Raw genomic sequence first — 17,957 nt, forward strand, 5'->3', positions numbered from 1 at the left:
CAGCCTCCTGAGAGTCCCCAAAGTCTGCCATCGCAAAAAGCCCCGCCATGCGTTCGGAGTTTGCATTTGTCCGCCTCCCATCAAACCCCGGTTGCATAGGCGAATTCAAGATGGATCTCGCGCAGGCGCCTCACCGCGGCGCCGACCTTGCCGTCGCCGATGGGATGCCCGTCGATCGCCACCACGCCCTGGACCAGCACCGACGCGCTGGTGATGAACACCTCCTTGGCGGCGAGCGCTTCGGCAACGCTGAAAAGGCGCTCTTCCACCGGGATCTTGCGCTCCTCGCAGAGCTTGATCAACGCCTTGCGCGTGCATCCGTCGAGGATCGCGTTGAAGCGCGGCCGCGTCACCAGAATTCCGTCGGCTGTGACGATGAAGGCCGACGACGACACGCCTTCGGTAACAAAGCCGTTTTCAACCATCAGCGCCTCCTGGCAGTCGGCGTCCACGGCCAATTGCCGCGACAGCACCTGAGCCAGAAGGGAAATGTTCTTGATGTCGCGGCGCGCCCAGCGAATATCGGGAACGGTCTTGACCGAAATGCCTTCGAGCGCTTCGGGCGAATCGATCATCTTCTTCGCTCTGACGAACATGATCAGCGTCGGTCTCGCATCCTTGGGAAAGGCGAAATCACGCTCCGCCGCGCCACGCGTCACCTGCAGGTAGACGAAGCCCTCTTCCAGCCCGTTCAGCGCGATCAGTTCCTTCAGCAGCGCGATGAGCCTGTCGGGTGTCTCCGGCAGGGTGAGAGAAATTTTTTCCGCGGAACGCTGAAGCCGCGCAAGATGCGATGAGCTGTCGATGATCCGGCCGTTCAGCACCGCCGCCACTTCATAGGTGCCGTCTCCGAACAGAAATCCGCGATCGAGGATGGAAATCCTCGCTTCGGCAAGCGGGACAAAAGATCCATTTACATAGGCGATCTGTGTCATTGCCATAAGTCTTTCCGCTTTCATTGAATGACAATCGGGTAATCGGTTTGAGCAATTCGGCCCGATTACTCCATTGCCGTTCGCCTAACCGACGCCGCTTGCAGCAGCGGGGCCGCGATATCCAGAATGACCTCGACCGCCGCATCGCCGTCACGCTCGTCCGCGGGGGCGTGGAACTCAGCAAGTTCGACACCGGCAAGCTGCGAGCCCGGAATCGCGGCGAAGATGTCGCGCAGCTGCGACGGCAGCAGACCGTCCGGAACCGTGTAGTCCGCAGGGATATATCCCGGTTCCATCACATCCCAGTCGACATGCACCCAGACCGGTGCACCGCCTATCTGGCGGAGCACATGGTCCGGCGTCGCATCGGCAGGAGCGATGGTCCGCACGCCGGCCCGACGCAGCAACTCGCCCTCGGCCGGATCGATGTCCCGCGCCCCGACCAGAATGACCTGTTCGGGCCGCAGGCCAGCCCCATGACCGCTGTCCCAAAGTCCGCAGGCGGCGGCAACGACCATGCCGCCGAGATAACCGGTGCCGGTCGTTTCGGGGGTATTGAAGTCGCCATGAGCGTCCACCCAGAGAACCACGGCGTCCGGAAGACGTTGCGCGACGACCGGCAGCGTCGCAAGGCTCGCCGGGCAGGTGTTCGAGATCAGAACGCTCAGCTTTTCCCCGTCGATGCTCTCGGATATCGCATCCTTCAACGCGGCCAGCGTGGCGTGTGCCTGCGGAAGGCTGTCGTGCCAATCATCCTGCGCAGGGGGGGTAGGCTTGCCGACGACCCGTGCCTTCACGCCGTAGCGACGTTCCAGGGCCCGGGCGACGCGCGCGGCACCTTCGATCGTCTGTGCGCTGCGGTCGGCCACCCGGCCCTGCGAAACGATAAGATCGAACATCGGTTTTCAGGCTCCGCTCTCTTGAGACTGCAGAAGTTGGCCCAACACCCGGGCGAAGCGCATGGCGCCGCCGTCGCAGAATGGAAAGGAGAGCGACGGTTCGCAAATATCCAGTTCCAGCAACATCGGTCTGCCATCGTTGCCACGGATGAGGTCGACGCGCCCGTAGAGCAGCGGCCTGCCAAGCCCGAGATGGTCGGCGGTGGCATCGAGGATCGCCAGCGCCACGGCCTGCTCATCCGCATCCGCGACCCGGGCCGCACGGAAATCGGGGGTCGGTCCGTTCACCGTTCCGTCGGACATGAGCAACGCGCTTTTGCGGATCGCGTGGCTGTAGACACGATCGAAATAGGTGAGATTGGTCTCGCCGACCTGATCGACCGACGAAAGATAAGGCTGGAGGATGACGCTGCGGTTCTGCTCCAGAAGGCGGCCGATATGCTCAAGGGCCTCGTCCTCCGCCACTCCGGCGAACCGCTTCACGTTCTTCGAATAGGAACCGACGGTCGGCTTGACAACCAGTTCGGCGGCTTGACCGTTCGTGGACAGGAAATCCCGCAATGCCGCCCGGGCATCCTCCCCCGGTTCGACGAACCGGCTCGGCACCACCGGAACCCCGCGCGCGGCAAGATCGGCAAGGTAATGCTTGTCCGATGCCCAACGCACCACCGACAGTGGATTGACCAGGTTGGTCGTCGCAGCGACCCGCTCCGCCCAGGCCAGGAATTCTTCACGGCATTCGATGTAATTCCACGTCGACCGCAGGACGACGTGAGCGTAGCGCGACCAATCGACGCCCGGATCGTCCCAGGCGCAGACGTCGGCCGGAACACCCAGCGTCTCGCACGCCGCCAGCAGCAACGGCATGTCATCGTCGTTTTTCAGGTCGGTAACGGAAGTAGCCAGGGCGAGACGGTGCATGGAGCCAATCCAGTTTTGGAATACGGACAATCGGGAGTCGGGCTGGCGCCCGGGATATCGTGTCGAACCGGGGTGACCGGATGTTTTCAGTCCGGCCGGTTCACCAACGCGCTGGTATCCAGCCTTCCTTCGAAAACGAAGGCGGCCGGACCGCTCATCATGATGGGAGCCTGCTCGTCCGGCCATGCGATGTCCAACTCGCCGCCGGGCAGGGCCACGGACACGCTGCGGTCGACGCGACCACGCCGCATCATCACCGCCGCCGCGGCGCAGGCACCGGTGCCGCAAGCCAGCGTTTCGCCCGCGCCATACTCGTAAACCCGGAGAGTCAGGCGTTTGCGGTTCACGACTTTGACGAAGCCGACATTGACCGTCGGCGGCAGGACCCGCGAGTTCTGCAAGGCCGGCCCGATCTCGGCGACCGGCGCGCCGGTCTCGTCATCCACCTCCAGCACCGCATGCGGGTTTCCGGTTGACACCGCGGCGAAGCGGATGCGCCGGCCACCGGTCAGGTCGACTTCGTAGAGGTCCTGCTCGCTTTCGAAGCCGGCCAGCGGAATTCTGTCCGGAGCGAAGGCGGGGATGCCCATAGCCACCCGGAAGCGCTGGCCACCGAGCACATCCACGGCATGCGTACCGCTCGGGCTGTCGAGCAGGAAGCGATCTCCCGTCGCAAGTCCCGCGCGCACCACCCAGGCGGCGACACAGCGCGCACCGTTGCCGCATTGCATGGACGGCGATCCGTCCGGGGTCCAGATGCGGTAGGAGGCGACGGCCTGCGCGCTTCGCGGTGCCGCGATGCCGAGGATCATGTCGCAGCCGACGCCCATGTGGCGATCCGACAGATACCGGCACAGGGCTGCCGAAGGCTCCGGCACCTCACGCAGGTCCAGGACGACGACATCATTGCCGGCGCCGTGCATCTTGCTGAATGGAAGCGTGGGGGAGGCATGCAAGGGCGGTCGTCCTTCTTCGGGTTCAAAGTCGTTCAGCAAGGCACGGCATGGCGATGCGCCGTCATCACGGCGCGGGGATTGCCGTCACCACGGCACGGTTTCGTCCATATGAACGAAGGTTCCCGTCGGCCCGTCGTTGTCGAGCAAGGCCATGCGCACGCCGGTGGCGGCCCCGACCGGGATTTCGAAATAGCCGTCGCCGTCGTTCATGTCGGTCTTGGTGTAGCCGGGATGGACCGCATTCACCTTGATGGTCGTCCCGCGCAATTCGTATGCCAAATGTACAGTCCAGGAATTGAGCCCGCTTTTTGCGGCGCTGTAGGCCGGGAGCGATTTGAAATGATCGGTGTAGGCGTATGAGTCCGGATTGCTGTGGGTGCCGATCGAGGCGAGAAGGCTGGACAGGTTGACGATGCGCCCGGCCGCCGACTTGCGGATCAGGGGCAGGAAGGCCTGCGTGACTGCGACGACGCCGAAGAGATTGGTGTCGAACGTCTCGCGCCATTGCGTCAGCGGCTGCTCGGACGGCTGCTTGCCATATTGCTCGATGCGGATCGCCGCGTTGTTGACGAGAATATCGAGCCGGCCGAACTCGCGCTCGACGTTGCCGGCAGCGGCCCGGATCGTTTCGTCCCTGGTGACGTCCAGAAGGATGGGCTGCACCGCAAGCCCCTCCCCGCGCAGCGTCTCCGCCGCCATGGCCGCCCGTTCCGGATTGCGCCCCGCCAGCAGGACATGGATGCCGTTATGGGCAAGCTGACGCGCCGTCTCAAGGCCGATTCCGCGCGTGGCACCGGTGACGAGGGCGATCTTGGCAGGTTGGGTCGACATCGGACATCCGTCGGTTGATTGGGCGATGGAACAGGGTGGAGAGGGGGCGGGCATCGCCGGCCGGACGATGGGGCGGAGTTTTCCGGCGGGAGGAGCCCCAGGCTGGCCTTACTGGGGCCAGCCTTATTGGATGCACGCAGCTCCGGACCGGCGATGGGCGGGCTGGATCGCCTTCATTCGGGACAACGGCGACCATCCTGCCATCCCATGCTGCCGCAGGTCGGCAAGGAACCCGGCCACCGCCGGGCCGAAACGGTCCGTGTCGACCAGGAAGGCGTCATGCCCCTGCGGCGATTCCAGCGGCAGGAATTTGGCATCCACCCCGCCCGCCCGCAGTCCGACCGCGATCTGCCGTTGCTGGTTCAACGGGAACAGGACATCGCTGGATACGCCCAGGACCAGCGCCCGATCGAGGCTCAACCGAGCCAATGCCTGGTCGGCGCTGCAGCCATAGGCATCGCCGAGGTCGAACCAGTCCATGCAGCGGCTGAGATAGAGATAGCAGTTGGGGTCGAAGCTGCGCACGAACCGGCGCGCATGGCTTTCCAGATAGCTCTCGATTTCGAATTCGCGGCCGAAGGAATCATCCTGGCCGCGCTGTGCCGCATCCAAACGCAGGCGGCCGAAACGGCCATCCCACTCCAGGGCCGAGCGGTAGCTGATGACCCCAAGCTTGCGCGCGGTCATCATCCCGCTTTCGGGATAACGCGCGTGGTCGTAATGGCCGCCGTTCCAATGCGGGTCGAGCCGAATCGCCTCGCGCTGCAATGATCGCACGGCAATCGAAAACGGCAACGCGTGGACCGCGCTGGAAATGCTGATGTGGCTGCTCGCCAGACCGGGATGCCGTGCCAGAAGCGATAGTGCCGTCATCCCACCCATGGAATTGCCGATGACGCAGGCCAGCCGATCGATGCCCAGCGCCCGTACCGTGAAGGCGGCCGCGTCGGCGATATCCTCGATGGAGAGTTCGGGAAACTCCAGCCGATAGGGACATCCGGTGGCCGGATCGATTGAAGCCGGCCCGGTCGAACCGTTGCAGCTTCCCAACGAATTGACGCAGATCACATGCCATAGGTCGGTGTCGATCGGCTTGCCGGGTCCGAGCATTTCCTCCCACCAGCCGGGCGTGGGATCGCCGTCGTGCGAAGCCGCATGCGCGCTGGGCGAAAGCCCGGTGACGATCAGAATCGTATTGTCGTGCGTGTCTTGCGGCTTGCCCCAGCTTTCATATGCGATGCGCGCACCATGCAGCACGCCGCCCCGCTTGATCGGAAAGGCGGCGGGCAAATCGATGAACCGGGTCGCCGGAGGAATGAATTCGCTCATTTGCCTGGAGAATGCTGGAATATTGCGGAACGAAGGCTGGTAAGCCCGTCGATGGAAGGCCGGTGCGGTGTCGCAGCCGGTCAGGCTTCAAGCGACGCCAGCCAATCGTCGTCCGAACCTTCGGTGACGCCGTCGAACAGAAAGGTCGACAGATACCGTTCGCCGGTGTCGGGCGCCATGGCGAGGATCACCGATCCTTCCGGTGCGCTTTCCGCCACCCGCAGGGCGGTCGCCACGGTGGCGCCGGCGGAGATGCCCACGAAGATTCCCTCCTCCGCGGCAAGGCGGAGCGCCACATCGCGACCGGCCACCTCGTTCACCTCCAGCAGTTCGTCGATGACCTCGCGGTCGAGGATGCTGGGAACGAAGTTCGGCGCGAGGCCCTGGATCTGGTGAACGTTCCAACCCTTGCCTGACAGCACGGCGGCATTGTCCGGCTCGGCCACGACAATCCGCACCTCCGGCCGCGCCAGTTTCAGCATCTGGCCGATGCCGGTCAGCGTTCCGCTGGTCCCGAAACCGGTAACGAAGTAGTCGAGGCGCTTTCCGGCGAAATCGGCAAGGATCTCCGAAGCCGTTGTCTGGCGGTGGTACGAAGGGTTGGCAGGATTGTCGAATTGCCTGGCGCGGAACCAACCGTGTTTTTCGGCCAGCTCATCGGCGATGCGGTTGCCGCCGCTGCTGCCCAGTGCGCTGGGAAACAGCAGAACCTTGCCGCCATAGGCGCGGATCAGCTTGCGCCGTTCCACCGAATACCCGTCGCCCATCACCGCGACGAAGCGATAGCCGCGCGCCGCCGCAACCATCGCAAGCGCGATCCCGACATTGCCCGAAGTGCACTCCACGATGGTATCGCCCGGCTTCAGCAGTCCCTTCCTCTCCGCATCGAGCACGACGGAGAGAGCCAGCCGGTCCTTGACCGAACCGCCGGGATTGAATTTCTCCAGCTTCGTGTAAACCGTCACATGGTCCGGCGCGAGCCGGTTCAGCCTGACGATCGGCGTGCGGCCGATCGTGTCGAGAATGCTGTCGTAGAGCGGCATCGGAAAATCCTCGGCAAGGAAGCGATATGGGGAAGGAAGGTCACGCCTGCGTCAGTCCGCGGCCAATCCGCCGTCCCAGGGGGCCGGCGGATTGGCCGCGGGACCGGCTGGCGATCTTTCATCCGTCCGCCGCCCGTCTTCCGGTCGTCCCGCGCCGGCAAAGGCGAACGGGCACTTGTCGGTTCGCTCGACATTGTCCTCGATGATGCCGTATTGCCACCATTCGAGCCCCCCGGAACCGTACGAGCCGAGTTGGAGGGATCGCGGCACGCCGTCATATCCGGCGATCCGGTCACGGATATTGTTGCGAACCTTCCGTCCGGTGGGGTTGTTGCCGGCGACGACGTCGAAGCGTTCGCGGGGATTGATCACGAACAGGAAGTGCGCACCCAAATTGCGGCTTCGGCGAACCTTGTGCGCAGGATGGCTCATGTTGCAGAACAGTTGCATGCCATTGAAGCACATGGACCAGGATGGCGAATGGGGATCGGTCGCGACGTCCTGCGGCCACGGCATCGGGTCGATCTCGTGCAGCTTCTGGAGAACGCTCCAGCCGAAGGCATGGTAGTCGGCCCACGAGCCATCCCGTATCGCATCCAGGGAAAAGGCGACGACCAGCGGAGATGCCGTGTTGAGATTGCCGTCCCATCCTTTCGAGCACTCGACATATTCGACGAGACCGTCCGCGAGATGCCGGATCCCGGCCGGATCGACCGATTCGACAAAAATGAACTTCAATATTCCTTTTCGGATTGCACTTCTTCCGAAAATACAGGGAAATTCCTGATCGTCGACGAGCCGCGCCTTGATGTTGCCAAGAACAGTGCGGTGCCAATCGCAGCCGTCCGTCGATGCCTGCTCCTGAGACAGCATTCTTGTCTTTCGATAATTACCGCCCATTTCGTTTTCGCCTGCCTGTTGAGGGCCATCGCACGAAAAACCGTCAATGGAAGAAGACGTGCCAATAACAGAGACATCTGCCATGACCATTTCACTCCCGGTTATTCTCTTGTATTTCGTTACGGCAAACGCCGTCTGAGCATGTTTCGGCTTTCCAGCGGATCGGAGCGCCGAATTCGGGTGTATTGCCTTCCTTTCAAACTGGGCTTTTAGAATTGGTCGCGGATATGGCGCGCTCTGCCTGCCCCTGGTGACGCCAGCCTGAAAGGGTGAAACGGTGTGTATTTCTTGCTTGAATGCGACATCCACGGTCGAAACAGGCCGGATGACATGCTCCGCATTTGTGCATAGAGCGAAGACTGGAAAGAAGTATTTTGTTCGACTGCATAATGGTCTTTGGACATCAATACACGGTGGACGAAAGAGCAACTAGAAATTCATTTTATTTCATTGCTCACATTCGGAACGGGTATCAAACCTCTCACAAGCGTTCTAGAACGAATGTGACCGCGCGGATTTCATCGATAAAAAATTGTATCGAGTGCAAGAAATATAAATTTAAGGGAAAATCCCTGGAATTGCCGTTGTCCGCTTCTCTGCCGCTATGCGGGATTGCTGACCGATCCCGCAATTTCCCGCAGCGGATTTCGGGCCGCGGCAGGCGGGTCACATCCGTTCCAGACGGCAACGGCCCAGCCCTGCTATCCAGTGGTCCAGGAGCGCTGCATGGAAAACCATCCATGCGAGCCGGCACGTTTTCGGGGAGTATGGCATGACCGCCGCTTTGTCCGCATTTTCATATCTGCTGGTGGTCGGCGCCGGCGTGAGCGTAGCTCTGCAGCAGGTTCTGAACGCAAACCTGCGGGCTGAACTCGGGTCGCCCTGGTGGGCAGGCTTCATCAGCTATTTCGTCGGCATGCTGGCGATGCTGGCAGTCGCGCTGACCTCCTCCAGCCCCCGGCTGTCCGATTCGTTCGCCGGGTCGGTGTCTTGGCTGTCATGGACCGGGGGGCTTTTCGGTGCGCTGTTCATCGGCACCGCGATTCTCATGGTTCCCCGCCTCGGCGCCGCGACGGTTCTCGCCTTGATCGTCGTCGGACAAATGCTCGGCTCGCTCGCCTTCGACCATTTCGGCCTGTTCGGGCTTCCTCACCACCCGGTCAGCCTCACTCGCCTGGCCGGCGCGGCTTCTCTACTCCTGGGCGTCGTCCTGATCCGCCTTTGAAGCTGGGAGGCCATGGTGAAGCTCGTCATCATTTCCGATATCCATGCCAACCACGAAGCCTTACGTGCCTTGCCCGAAGAGTATGACGAACTCTGGGTCCTCGGCGATCTTGTCAACTACGGCCCGCAGCCAAGGGAAGTCGTTGCGTACGTCATGGAAAAGGCTTCCATGGTCGTACAAGGCAATCATGATCACGCGGTGGCTTACGACGACGACTCACGCTGGAGTCCGCGCTACCGCCCGATAGCCGAAGCGACCAGACGATACACCTCCTCCGTCCTCAGCGAAGAACAGAAGGCTTATCTCCGCGGGCTTCCGCAGCAGGCGCAGGCCGAACGCGACGGTCTGCTGTTTCACCTGACGCACGCAATGCCTACAGACCCGCTCTACGGACGCTACCCGACGGAAACAGGAAGGTGGGATTCGGCACTCGATGGACTGCAGGCGGATGTCCTTCTTGTCGGGCACACCCACATGCCGATGCTTCGCAAGGTCCGTGACATGATTGTGCTGAATCCGGGAAGCCTCGGCCAACCTCGAACCGGCACTTCGCTGGCAAGCTACGCCGTCTGTCAAAACGGCCACTTCGAACTTAAATCCTTCCGGTACCCGGTTGAAGCAACCGTTGCGAAGCTCAGGGAGCTGGCGTTGCCGCGTCCGGTCGAAAGCGAACTTGTCGCTATTCTCGAAACCGGTTCGGTTTGATGGCTTTGAACCGCGCCGAGTGTGAATCGGCGCGGGGGTTTCAACGCTGATCGGCATGGGAGTGCGTTGGTAAAGATCGAAACTCTGGGGTCCCAGCCGCGTGCTATTTCACACATAGGTTAGCCCACGGTACCGACAAGGTGCAGCAAGAGGCCTCTGCGGCGTAGCGCCCGTCGCTTAGTCTCTGGATGAGCGCCTTTCTCACGCGGATGATAGCCGCCGACGGCTCCAGTCTGCTGTAGGTGCCAAGGCCCAGGCAGCGTAGATCGCCTCAAGGAGCCCCTCGGCGTCACCGCGCGGTGACTCGGGGTAGGCCCGGAGCGCGGCGCGGTGGACCCGACCTGTCACGGTCGATGGTTCGTTCACCAGAAGAGCGGAGCGGTGATCCAGTAAGTGACCGCTGCGATTACAGCCGATGCGGGGATGGTGATGAACCAAGCCCAGATGATGCCACGCGCGACTCCCCAGCGCACGGAAGAGGTCCTGCGGGCGGCGCCCGCTCCCATGATGCCCCCGGTGATGGTGTGGGTGGTGGATACCGGAACGCCGAGGTGCGTGGCCAGGAACAGTGTCATCGCTCCGGCACTCTCGGCGCAGAAGCCTTGCATCGGTTTCAGGTCGGTGATCTTGGAGCCCATCGTCTTGACGATTCGCCACCCGCCCATCAGCGTGCCGAGCCCCATCGCCGCCTGGCAGATGATGACCACCCATAAAGGAATGTGGAACTCGTTGCCCATGTAGCCCTGAGAGAACAGAAGAATGCCGATGATACCAATCGTCTTCTGGGCATCATTTCCACCGTGCCCAAGGGAGTACAGCGCTGCGGAGAATAGCTGCCCACGGCGGAAACGACGATCTACCGCGAACGGCGTCGAGCGAACGAAAATCCACGACACCACAAGCATAAGTACTTGAGCAAGGACGAACCCCAGCAGCGGAGACACCACAATGCCAGCGGCAGTCTTCCCGATACCTTCCCACACCAACACCGACGTGGTGCCTGTCTTGGCAACGGCACCACCGATGAGCCCCCCAATCAACGCATGGCTGCTGCTCGACGGGATGCCTCCCCACCAAGTGATCAGGTTCCAGAAGATGGCGCCACCGAGCGCGCCGAGCACCACACGCGGGTCCGCGACCGCGGGGTCGATGATGCCCTTCCCGATAGTGTTAGCAACGTGAAGTCCGAAGAACAGAAACGCAATGAAGTTGAAGAATGCTGCCCAGACAACGGCGTATTGAGGCTTTAGTACCCGCGTGGAAACTACAGTGGCAATACTGTTGGCCGCGTCATGGGCTCCATTCGTCATATCGAATGCAAGCGCAATTGCTATAATGAATACCAGAAGAGGTGTGCCGATAATCATCGTATCCATGGCGTCTTTCCAACATACCGAAACTGTGGAGCATTCCAGGCCCGAGCTTGGCGCACGTGTCGCACGCCGTCATGCTCATGCCAACTACTATCTCCCGGGCGCGGTCCTTCGCCCAAGCCGGAGGGGCTTTGCCCTGAACTGATGGTGCGGATGCCCCCCTTTCCTGGGCATCGGAGCATGCCAGGATGCGGTGTTTGTCTGACATTGCAGTGGAGGGCAGCATGGCCGAAACCTATCTGGTGGCGCTCGATCATGAGTTGCGTCCGATGGATCTGCCGACGCGGTACGAACCCGGACAACTGGCTTGGCCATCTCCTGCGCGCATGGTCGTCGCCGTCGCCCTGGCCAACAAGATGGCGCGCGCCATCTGGGCGATGGTGGTCAAGCAACAGGATTATCGGACAGCGTGCTCCGAAGGAAGCTGTAGGCGACCGACGGAATGCGTTGCGGGCCACCCGGCCCGGGGCAGGAAGATCGACTGACGGTGTAGGCGGCAAGGACTTCAATGTTCAGATGAAGAGATCCAGTCCCGGCGCGCGAGCGTCATAGCTCTCTGAACCGATGTGGGCTCCATCTTTCGAACAGCATACCGGCCCGTGGCCTGCTCAGGCCACTTTACGGGGCCTGACACACGACCGATAGAACTCCCTGCACGCCGCGCAGTGTCAGAAGATTTCTCTTGCTTAACCGGGGGGCATCCACACACGGTGCCGCCTCAGACCTGATCGAGCGTGATGCCCGCGACCAGGTCGCCGACGTCGTCGCAGCGGTCGGTCACCGCCTCCAGCATCTCATACAGCTCGCGCCGGCCGAGGAAGGCGATCATGTCCGGCTTCTCGGCGATCAACGCCTTCAGCGCACCGCGCAGCACATCGTCGGCCTCGTCCTCCAGGTCGGACAGCCGGCCGCAGAGATGCTCGATCCGCTCGGCGTTGCTGGCGATGGCGCCCAAGAGCGGCATCAGTTCCACCAGCAGGTCGGCCTGCTGGCGGATCAGGACGACGAAGCGGCGCATCGGCTCGTCGAACACCTCGACTCCGTAGAGCCCGGCATGGCGCGGCACCTCGTCCATCAGGTCGATGGCATCGTCCAGCGCGTTGATCAGCGACAGGATGTCCGAGCGGTCGAACGGCGTGATGAAGGCGCGGTGCAGGTCGCGCCCGGCGTCCTTGGCGACGCGGTCGGCATCCTTCTCCACCCGCTTCAGCGCGGCGATCTTCTGCGCGCGCTCGTCCGGTCCGGAGTCCATCACCGCTTCCAGGGCAATGGATGCCGCCACGATATGGCGGGCCTGCTCGACGAACTGGTCGACGAAGCGTTCCTCCTTCGGCATCAGCGAACGGAATGCGCGCAGCAGCATGGGACGGTGACTCGCGTAGACTGGGGTGGTTTGGCGCTGCTCTTAGCATGCTTCGCGGTGCGGTGCAGCGGCAGCATGCCATGTAAAGGTCATGAAACGGTCATTTGGTAGCAAAATCGCCACAGGTCGCGGCATAGTGCCGCTTTTCCTCCCGCAAACCAGTTGGGCAAGCCAATGAAGGCCCCCCATGGAAAGCGGGCCCTGGCCTTCCCAAATCTCCGCGAAGCCCTTCCCCGACCACAGGGTCTCCCCCATGACGTGCCCACCCGCCCCTCTCCACCGTCTTGCAGTGCCGACACTCGCCGCCCTGCTGCTGAGCGCCGCCCCGCTGCATGCCCAGACGACAATGCCCGATGATCCCGCCGGCCGCTGCAGCCCCACCGTCGCGGCGGCACTCGGCGCCTGGGATACCGGCGTCGCGGCGGCGGAGCGCTTCGGCGACAAGGCCGCGGCGGTGGCGCGCGAGAAGGGGCGGGAGTATCTGCTGCCGCTGCTGGGCATCGACCCGAAGACGGTGCCGCCCGACGCCAAGGGTGGCACGACCGACGATGTCGGCCGCGCGCTGGAGGAAAGCCGCAACGATCCGAAGCGCCGCGCCGCTCTCTGCACCGCCATCACCCGTGCGGCAGACGAGGCGAAGAGCACGGCCGGCGCCGGGCTCGACGCGCTGAAGCGGGCACTGGACAATTGGCAGCTGACGCCGCCCGCCGCGCCGACACCGGCCCCGGCGCCCACGCCGACGCCGACGCCGGAACCGACAAAGCAGGACGGGCTAATCCGAACCTGAGTCCCCTGCCCAGATCCGTCGCAGATTAAATCCGCCGCAGCGGACGCCGGGCGCTCCACACCCCAGCCAGGAAGGGCAGCGCCAGCAGGACCTGCAAGGCTGCCCAGCCCAGCGCTTCCCAGTTCGGCCGGGTCCAGTCGACCTCGTGCAGCGCCTCCAGGAAAGGCAGCTGGCCGTAGATCAGCGATTCGAGCGGCACGAAGCCCTCGGCCACCACGGTCAGCAGTGCCGCCAGCAGCAGCCCGAAGCCCAGCACCGACTCGACCGGCAGGCGGCGGACGGCGCCGCACAGGCCGCGCGGCTCGCCGTCGGCAACGGGCACCGCCGGACGGAACAGGCTGGCGATGCCCAGCGCATCGCGCGCCTCCGTCCCCGCCGGCCGGCGGGCGGCGCGGATCAGCCCCAGCGCCGGCAGCGCCACCGCCGGGATCAGCAGGTACGGGTTGGGGAAGTCGCGGTAACGGCCGTCGAAGACGATCAGCAGCGACCAGACCAGCGCCGCCACGCCCAGCGCCACCGCACTCCACCGCCCCACCCGCTCGGTGCGGGTCAGGGCCGGGCGGGCATGGCGCAGGCCGACCAGCGGCTCGCTGGCCAGACCGCCGCTCGCCAGCGTGCGGTGAGCGGTCAGCAGCACCGCCAGCGCCAGCGCCGCGGTCAGCGCCAGCATCGCCACGGCCAGCGTGGTGTCCTGCCAGTAATGCTTGCCATGCTCTGCCAGGAAGGCGGCTCGGACATAAAGGGTCGACAGCGCCTGCGCCAGCAGGATCAGCACCACCCAGCCGGTGCCCGGCACAGGACGGCGCAGCAGCGACAGCCCGCCCAGCAGCACCAGAGCCAGCCCGCTCGACGCCGCGAACAGCCAGGGCCACGCGACATTGCCGACGACCGGCCCGGCCAGCGAGAATTTCGGCGTGCGGTCGGCATTGTACAGGCCCCAATGACCGCCGACCGTGCCTTCCAGCTTGGCCTTCCATTCCTGGTCGAAGGCCTCGATCACGTTGTAGTCGAAGCCCTCCTGCTCGGCCATGCGGACGAAGGCGTTGACGAACTTCGCCTTGTTGACCAGCCCCGGCACGGCGGCGCCGCGCGAGCGGCCTTGGGTCGGCCAGCCGGTCTCGCCGACCAGGATGGGCTTGCCGGGGAAGCGGTGGGCGATGGTGCGGTAGCTCTGGCGGATGCGCTCGGTCGCCGCCTCGACGCCGGCCGGCACGTCCTCCCAATAGGGCAGCAGATGGATGGTCAGGTAATCGACATGGTCCGCGATCTGCGGATATTTCAGCCACCATTCCCAGACGTCGGCATAGGACACCGGCTGCTTCACCGCCGCCTTGACGCGGTCGATGTAGCCGGCGACCTGCTCCGGCGTCAGCTCGCGGCGCAGCAGCACCTCGTTGCCGACGATGACGCGGGTGATGACGTCGGGATAGCGGTTGGCGAGGTCGATCAGCGAGGCGATCTCCGCCTCGTTCTTGTCGGTGCGCGAGGACAGCCACGCCCCCATGGTGACCTGCATGCCGTGCTTGCGCGCCAACTCCGGCACCACCTGCAAGCCTTCCAGCGAGGTGTAGGTGCGGATGCCGGCCACCTGCGGCGCCAGCGCGGCAAGGTCCTCCTCGATCTGGGCGGTGGAGGGCAGGACGCCGGTCAGCGGGCTCTGCCCGTCGCGGAAGGGGGCGAAGGACACGCTGCGCAGCTTGCCGCCGGGCGGCGGGTCGAGCGGCACCGGGCGGTTCGGCAGGGACCAGACGGCGAGATTCGCGAGGCCGGCGACGATCATCGCGGCGAGGATGAGGATCAGGCGCATGGGCGGGATGTCTACACCAAAGGCTTGACGGTTTGAACGGTGACCGTCGCACCAACAGGCCGGACGGCGATTTTATTCACGGAGGCGGACAGAAAATGGGCGCGCCCCCCAAAGGAGGCGCGCCCAGTCGGTCAAGGATTGAGTGACGTGCCTTCGTCACAGATTGGTAAACAGGCGGGACGGGAAGTTTATTCCGTGGGAAACCGGTCTCCCGGCATCCTCACCACTCCCATCACCGCTCCACGAACGCCTTCTCGATGACGAAGCCGCCCGGCTCGCCGTTGGTGCCCATGACAAAGCCGCGTTTTTCCATCATCGCCGTGGTCTCGGCCAGCATCGCCGGACTGCCGCAGATCATCACGCGGTCCTTCTCGGCGTCCAGCTCCGGCAGGCCCAGGTCTTCGTACAGCTTGCCGGTCTCCATCAGCGTGGTCAGGCGGCCCTGGTTGCGGAAGGGCTCGCGCGTCACGGTCGGGTAATAGAGCAGCTTTTCCTTCACCTGCTCGCCGAAGAACTCGTTTTCCGGCAGGCTGTGGTGGATCAGGTCGTCATAGGCCAGTTCCGCCACGGTGCGGGTGCCGTGGGTCAGGATCACCCGGTCGAACTTCTCGTACATCTCCGGGTCCTTGATGATGCTGAGGAACGGCGCCAGTCCGGTGCCGGTGCTCAGCAGATACAGGTTCCGCCCGGGAAGCAGGTTGTCGGTGATCAGCGTGCCGGTCGCCTTGCGGTTCACCAGCAGCGTGTCGCCTTCCTTGAGGTGCTGGAGCCGCGAGGTCAGCGGGCCGTCCTGCACCTTGATGCTGAAGAACTCCAGCGTCTCCTCGTAATGGGCGCTGACCAGGCTGTAGGCGCGCAGCAGGGGCCGGCCTTCGACCTCCAGCCCGATCATGGTGAACTGCCCCGGCAGGAAGCGGAAGGACGGATCGCGCGTGGTGGTGAAGCTGAACAGCGTGTCGGTCCAGTGGTGAACGGTCAGCACGCGCTCTTTGATCAGATTGCTCATTTGGGCGTTCCAAAACCTGTCGAGGCCAAGCTCTGTTGGCAATGTTCAATACCAAAGTCCGGGACGCTGCGTTCAGGTGGCCGGTGCGCAAACACGCATGCGGAGCTGCCGCGACGCAACGGCCGAAACCTATCAACAATCCCGACCGAAGGCCACGGATTTATACCAGTCAAATGACGGGCTTTCCGGTAAACAACACAGTCTGCGCCGTACAACATTGATCCCGGTCAATTCGCTGCTCACTCCGCACTGGGCGGGGCGAACAGGTAGGGCGACAGGCCCCGCAGGTTCTCATCGACGATAAGCCGGTGATTCAACGGCGGAAATGCCCGCTGCGAGCAGTCCAGCCGCGGACAGAGCCGGCAATTCACCCCGATCGGCGTGGCGGCATCGGTGTTGGTCAGGTCGAACCCGTCCGCATAGGTGACCTGAGCCGCATGCTGGACGTCGCAGCCCAGCGCCACGGCGAATTGCTGCGGCGGGCTGCGGTGGCCGCCACCGGCCTTCACCACCGTGCGGGCGATGGAGAAATAGGCGGTGCCGTCCGGCATCTCCGCCATCTGGCTGTGGATCTTGCCCGGCGTGCGGAAGGCCTCATAGACGATCCAGCGCGGGCAGCCGCCGCCGAAGCGGGCGAAATGGAAGCCGGCGCCGGAAAAGCGCTTCGACACGTTGCCGGCGCTGTCCACCCGCATGAAGAAGAAGGGCACGCCCTTGGCCCCCGACCGGTGCAGGGTGGTCAGCCGGTGGCAGACCTGCTCGAAGGAGGCGTCGAAGCGCCGCCGCAGGATCTCGATGTCGTAGCGCAGCTGGGTCGCCGCCTCGTGGAAGCGGCCATAGGGCATCAGCACCGCCGCGGCGAAATAGTTGGCCAGCCCGATGCGGGCCAGCCGCCGCGCCTCGTCGTCGGACAGGTTGGCGGCGTCGACGATGCCGTTCAGCAGGTCGCGGTGGCGCAGCAGCGCGATCTGGCAGGCCAATTGGAAGGTGCGGCCCGACGGTGCCAGCATCTCCGACAGCAGGATGCGCCGGCTGTGGCGGTCGAAGCGGCGCACCGCATAGCCCATCACCTCCGACGGCAGCAGGCGGACGCGCACGCTGTGCTGGGTGTTCAGCCAGTCGACCAGCCCGCGATAGAGGTCGCCGCGCTCCAGCTTGCCGTCCTGCCACAGGCTTTCCGCCGCCGCCTCCAGTTCGGGGAAATGGTTGGAATGGGCCTGGAACAGGTCGCGCACCTCGTCCTGTGGGAAGCCGGTGGCCTGCACCAGATGCAGCTTCTCGCGGTCAGCCACCCGCTCCGCCAGGGCCTGGAGATCGTCACGCGCCCCGCGGAAGCCGCGATAGAGCGCCACCACGGCCTGCCCCAGCGTCGGCGCCACCGCCGCCAGTTCGCGGAAATCCTGGTTCTTGATGTCGGAGCCATCGAACAGCGGGTCGGCGAACACCTCGCGCAGGCCGGCCACCAGCCGGCTTTCCTCATCCTCGGCGAAGGCCTGGAGATCGACGCCGAACTGCTGGCCCAGCTTCAGCAGCAGCGGCACCGTCACCGGGCGCTGGTTGTGCTCGATCAGGTTCAGATAGCTGGGGGAGATGCCGAGCTGGTCGGCCATCTGGGCCTGGGTCAGCCCCTGGTCGCGGCGCAGGCGGCGGACCTTCGGCCCCAGCATCGCCTTCTTTTCCATGCTTGCCACCGCGCCTCTCCGCTTTACAAGATTTACCGATTTACAGCTTTGTGAAGACGGCAGTTTACAAACGGACCTTTTTACAAACAAGGGCTTATTGCAACGCACTCGGGCCGGGTTTAAGTCTTGATCCACGGCCGCGCTGTAAAGCGCAAGCAGCCCCGAAGACACCGGACGGCAGAGCCAAGGCGGGAG

Annotated in this window: 17 protein-coding genes; 4 read left to right on the forward strand and 13 right to left on the reverse strand. The window is 64.0% G+C overall.

Going from position 1 to position 17,957, the window contains the following annotated elements:
* Positions 1-80: 80 nt before the first annotated feature.
* From J2848_RS11440 to J2848_RS11475, 8 genes are all read right to left on the reverse strand, one after another.
* Positions 81-935, reverse strand: a complete 855-nt coding sequence (locus J2848_RS11440) for a D-amino-acid transaminase (protein WP_149231124.1) — start codon at positions 933-935, stop codon at positions 81-83.
* Between the two features lie 65 nt (positions 936-1,000).
* Positions 1,001-1,834: an arginase family protein gene (locus J2848_RS11445; protein WP_149231125.1), complete on the reverse strand. Its 834-nt coding sequence runs from the start codon at positions 1,832-1,834 to the stop codon at positions 1,001-1,003.
* A gap of 6 nt (positions 1,835-1,840) precedes the next feature.
* Positions 1,841-2,755, reverse strand: coding sequence for a D-cycloserine synthetase (gene dcsG / locus J2848_RS11450; RefSeq protein ID WP_149231126.1), 915 nt, complete (start codon positions 2,753-2,755; stop codon positions 1,841-1,843).
* An 86-nt stretch (positions 2,756-2,841) separates the two neighbouring features.
* Complete coding sequence (gene dapF, locus J2848_RS11455; protein WP_211103090.1) at positions 2,842-3,711, reverse strand: diaminopimelate epimerase; 870 nt, start codon at positions 3,709-3,711, stop codon at positions 2,842-2,844.
* A gap of 84 nt (positions 3,712-3,795) precedes the next feature.
* Positions 3,796-4,542, reverse strand: coding sequence for an SDR family oxidoreductase (locus J2848_RS11460; protein ID WP_149231127.1), 747 nt, complete (start codon positions 4,540-4,542; stop codon positions 3,796-3,798).
* A gap of 123 nt (positions 4,543-4,665) precedes the next feature.
* Positions 4,666-5,871, reverse strand: a complete 1,206-nt coding sequence (gene metX, locus J2848_RS11465; RefSeq protein WP_149231128.1) for a homoserine O-acetyltransferase MetX — start codon at positions 5,869-5,871, stop codon at positions 4,666-4,668.
* Between the two features lie 80 nt (positions 5,872-5,951).
* Positions 5,952-6,914, reverse strand: coding sequence for a cysteine synthase A (gene cysK / locus J2848_RS11470; protein ID WP_149231129.1), 963 nt, complete (start codon positions 6,912-6,914; stop codon positions 5,952-5,954).
* Positions 6,915-6,965: 51 nt separating this feature from the next.
* Positions 6,966-7,898: a YqcI/YcgG family protein gene (locus J2848_RS11475; RefSeq protein ID WP_211103091.1), complete on the reverse strand. Its 933-nt coding sequence runs from the start codon at positions 7,896-7,898 to the stop codon at positions 6,966-6,968.
* Between the two features lie 688 nt (positions 7,899-8,586).
* Between J2848_RS11475 and J2848_RS11480 the strand changes: the two genes are divergently transcribed.
* Positions 8,587-9,039, forward strand: a complete 453-nt coding sequence (locus J2848_RS11480) for a DMT family transporter (RefSeq protein WP_149231130.1) — start codon at positions 8,587-8,589, stop codon at positions 9,037-9,039.
* Positions 9,040-9,051: 12 nt separating this feature from the next.
* The gene (locus J2848_RS11485; RefSeq protein WP_149231131.1) at positions 9,052-9,744 is read left to right on the forward strand and encodes a metallophosphoesterase family protein; all 693 of its coding nucleotides are present in this window, start codon (positions 9,052-9,054) and stop codon (positions 9,742-9,744) included.
* Positions 9,745-10,106: 362 nt separating this feature from the next.
* On the opposite strand, the gene J2848_RS11490 is transcribed toward J2848_RS11485, so the two are convergent.
* The gene (locus J2848_RS11490; RefSeq protein WP_149231132.1) at positions 10,107-11,120 is read right to left on the reverse strand and encodes an inorganic phosphate transporter; all 1,014 of its coding nucleotides are present in this window, start codon (positions 11,118-11,120) and stop codon (positions 10,107-10,109) included.
* Between the two features lie 221 nt (positions 11,121-11,341).
* Between J2848_RS11490 and J2848_RS11495 the strand changes: the two genes are divergently transcribed.
* On the forward strand, positions 11,342-11,602 hold the full coding sequence (locus J2848_RS11495; protein ID WP_149231133.1) for a hypothetical protein: 261 nt from the start codon (positions 11,342-11,344) through the stop codon (positions 11,600-11,602).
* A 233-nt stretch (positions 11,603-11,835) separates the two neighbouring features.
* On the opposite strand, the gene J2848_RS11500 is transcribed toward J2848_RS11495, so the two are convergent.
* Positions 11,836-12,480, reverse strand: coding sequence for a DUF47 domain-containing protein (locus J2848_RS11500; RefSeq protein ID WP_149231134.1), 645 nt, complete (start codon positions 12,478-12,480; stop codon positions 11,836-11,838).
* Between the two features lie 253 nt (positions 12,481-12,733).
* Here J2848_RS11500 and J2848_RS11505 point away from each other — a divergent pair, with 253 nt between their 5' ends.
* On the forward strand, positions 12,734-13,267 hold the full coding sequence (locus tag J2848_RS11505) for a hypothetical protein (protein ID WP_246193815.1): 534 nt from the start codon (positions 12,734-12,736) through the stop codon (positions 13,265-13,267).
* 25 nt (positions 13,268-13,292) lie between these two features.
* Here the strand turns inward: J2848_RS11505 and J2848_RS11510 are convergent, their stop codons facing one another.
* The 3 genes from J2848_RS11510 to J2848_RS11520 form a co-directional block, all read right to left on the reverse strand.
* Positions 13,293-15,074: a glycoside hydrolase family 17 protein gene (locus tag J2848_RS11510; RefSeq protein ID WP_149231136.1), complete on the reverse strand. Its 1,782-nt coding sequence runs from the start codon at positions 15,072-15,074 to the stop codon at positions 13,293-13,295.
* A gap of 232 nt (positions 15,075-15,306) precedes the next feature.
* Positions 15,307-16,080: a ferredoxin--NADP reductase gene (locus J2848_RS11515; RefSeq protein WP_149231137.1), complete on the reverse strand. Its 774-nt coding sequence runs from the start codon at positions 16,078-16,080 to the stop codon at positions 15,307-15,309.
* Between the two features lie 239 nt (positions 16,081-16,319).
* Positions 16,320-17,762 (reverse strand): helix-turn-helix domain-containing protein, encoded by a 1,443-nt coding sequence (locus J2848_RS11520; RefSeq protein ID WP_149231324.1) that lies wholly within the window; start codon positions 17,760-17,762, stop codon positions 16,320-16,322.
* Positions 17,763-17,957 lie beyond the last annotated feature (195 nt).

This window comes from Azospirillum lipoferum (assembly GCF_024170005.1).
GTDB classification, from domain to species: domain Bacteria; phylum Pseudomonadota; class Alphaproteobacteria; order Azospirillales; family Azospirillaceae; genus Azospirillum; species Azospirillum lipoferum.

Bases quoted from the DNA above. Each gene is read 5' to 3' on its own strand.
- J2848_RS11440 (WP_149231124.1), bottom strand. From the start codon at position 935: ATGACACAGATCGCCTATGTAAATGGATCTTTTGTCCCGCTTGCCGAA.
- J2848_RS11445 (WP_149231125.1), bottom strand. From the start codon at position 1,834: ATGTTCGATCTTATCGTTTCGCAGGGCCGGGTGGCCGACCGCAGCGCA.
- dcsG (WP_149231126.1), bottom strand. From the start codon at position 2,755: ATGCACCGTCTCGCCCTGGCTACTTCCGTTACCGACCTGAAAAACGAC.
- J2848_RS11460 (WP_149231127.1), bottom strand. From the start codon at position 4,542: ATGTCGACCCAACCTGCCAAGATCGCCCTCGTCACCGGTGCCACGCGC.
- metX (WP_149231128.1), bottom strand. From the start codon at position 5,871: ATGAGCGAATTCATTCCTCCGGCGACCCGGTTCATCGATTTGCCCGCC.
- cysK (WP_149231129.1), bottom strand. From the start codon at position 6,914: ATGCCGCTCTACGACAGCATTCTCGACACGATCGGCCGCACGCCGATC.
- J2848_RS11475 (WP_211103091.1), bottom strand. From the start codon at position 7,898: ATGGCAGATGTCTCTGTTATTGGCACGTCTTCTTCCATTGACGGTTTT.
- J2848_RS11480 (WP_149231130.1), top strand. From the start codon at position 8,587: ATGACCGCCGCTTTGTCCGCATTTTCATATCTGCTGGTGGTCGGCGCC.
- J2848_RS11485 (WP_149231131.1), top strand. From the start codon at position 9,052: ATGGTGAAGCTCGTCATCATTTCCGATATCCATGCCAACCACGAAGCC.
- J2848_RS11490 (WP_149231132.1), bottom strand. From the start codon at position 11,120: ATGGATACGATGATTATCGGCACACCTCTTCTGGTATTCATTATAGCA.
- J2848_RS11495 (WP_149231133.1), top strand. From the start codon at position 11,342: ATGGCCGAAACCTATCTGGTGGCGCTCGATCATGAGTTGCGTCCGATG.
- J2848_RS11500 (WP_149231134.1), bottom strand. From the start codon at position 12,480: ATGCTGCTGCGCGCATTCCGTTCGCTGATGCCGAAGGAGGAACGCTTC.
- J2848_RS11505 (WP_246193815.1), top strand. From the start codon at position 12,734: ATGACGTGCCCACCCGCCCCTCTCCACCGTCTTGCAGTGCCGACACTC.
- J2848_RS11510 (WP_149231136.1), bottom strand. From the start codon at position 15,074: ATGCGCCTGATCCTCATCCTCGCCGCGATGATCGTCGCCGGCCTCGCG.
- J2848_RS11515 (WP_149231137.1), bottom strand. From the start codon at position 16,080: ATGAGCAATCTGATCAAAGAGCGCGTGCTGACCGTTCACCACTGGACC.
- J2848_RS11520 (WP_149231324.1), bottom strand. From the start codon at position 17,762: ATGGAAAAGAAGGCGATGCTGGGGCCGAAGGTCCGCCGCCTGCGCCGC.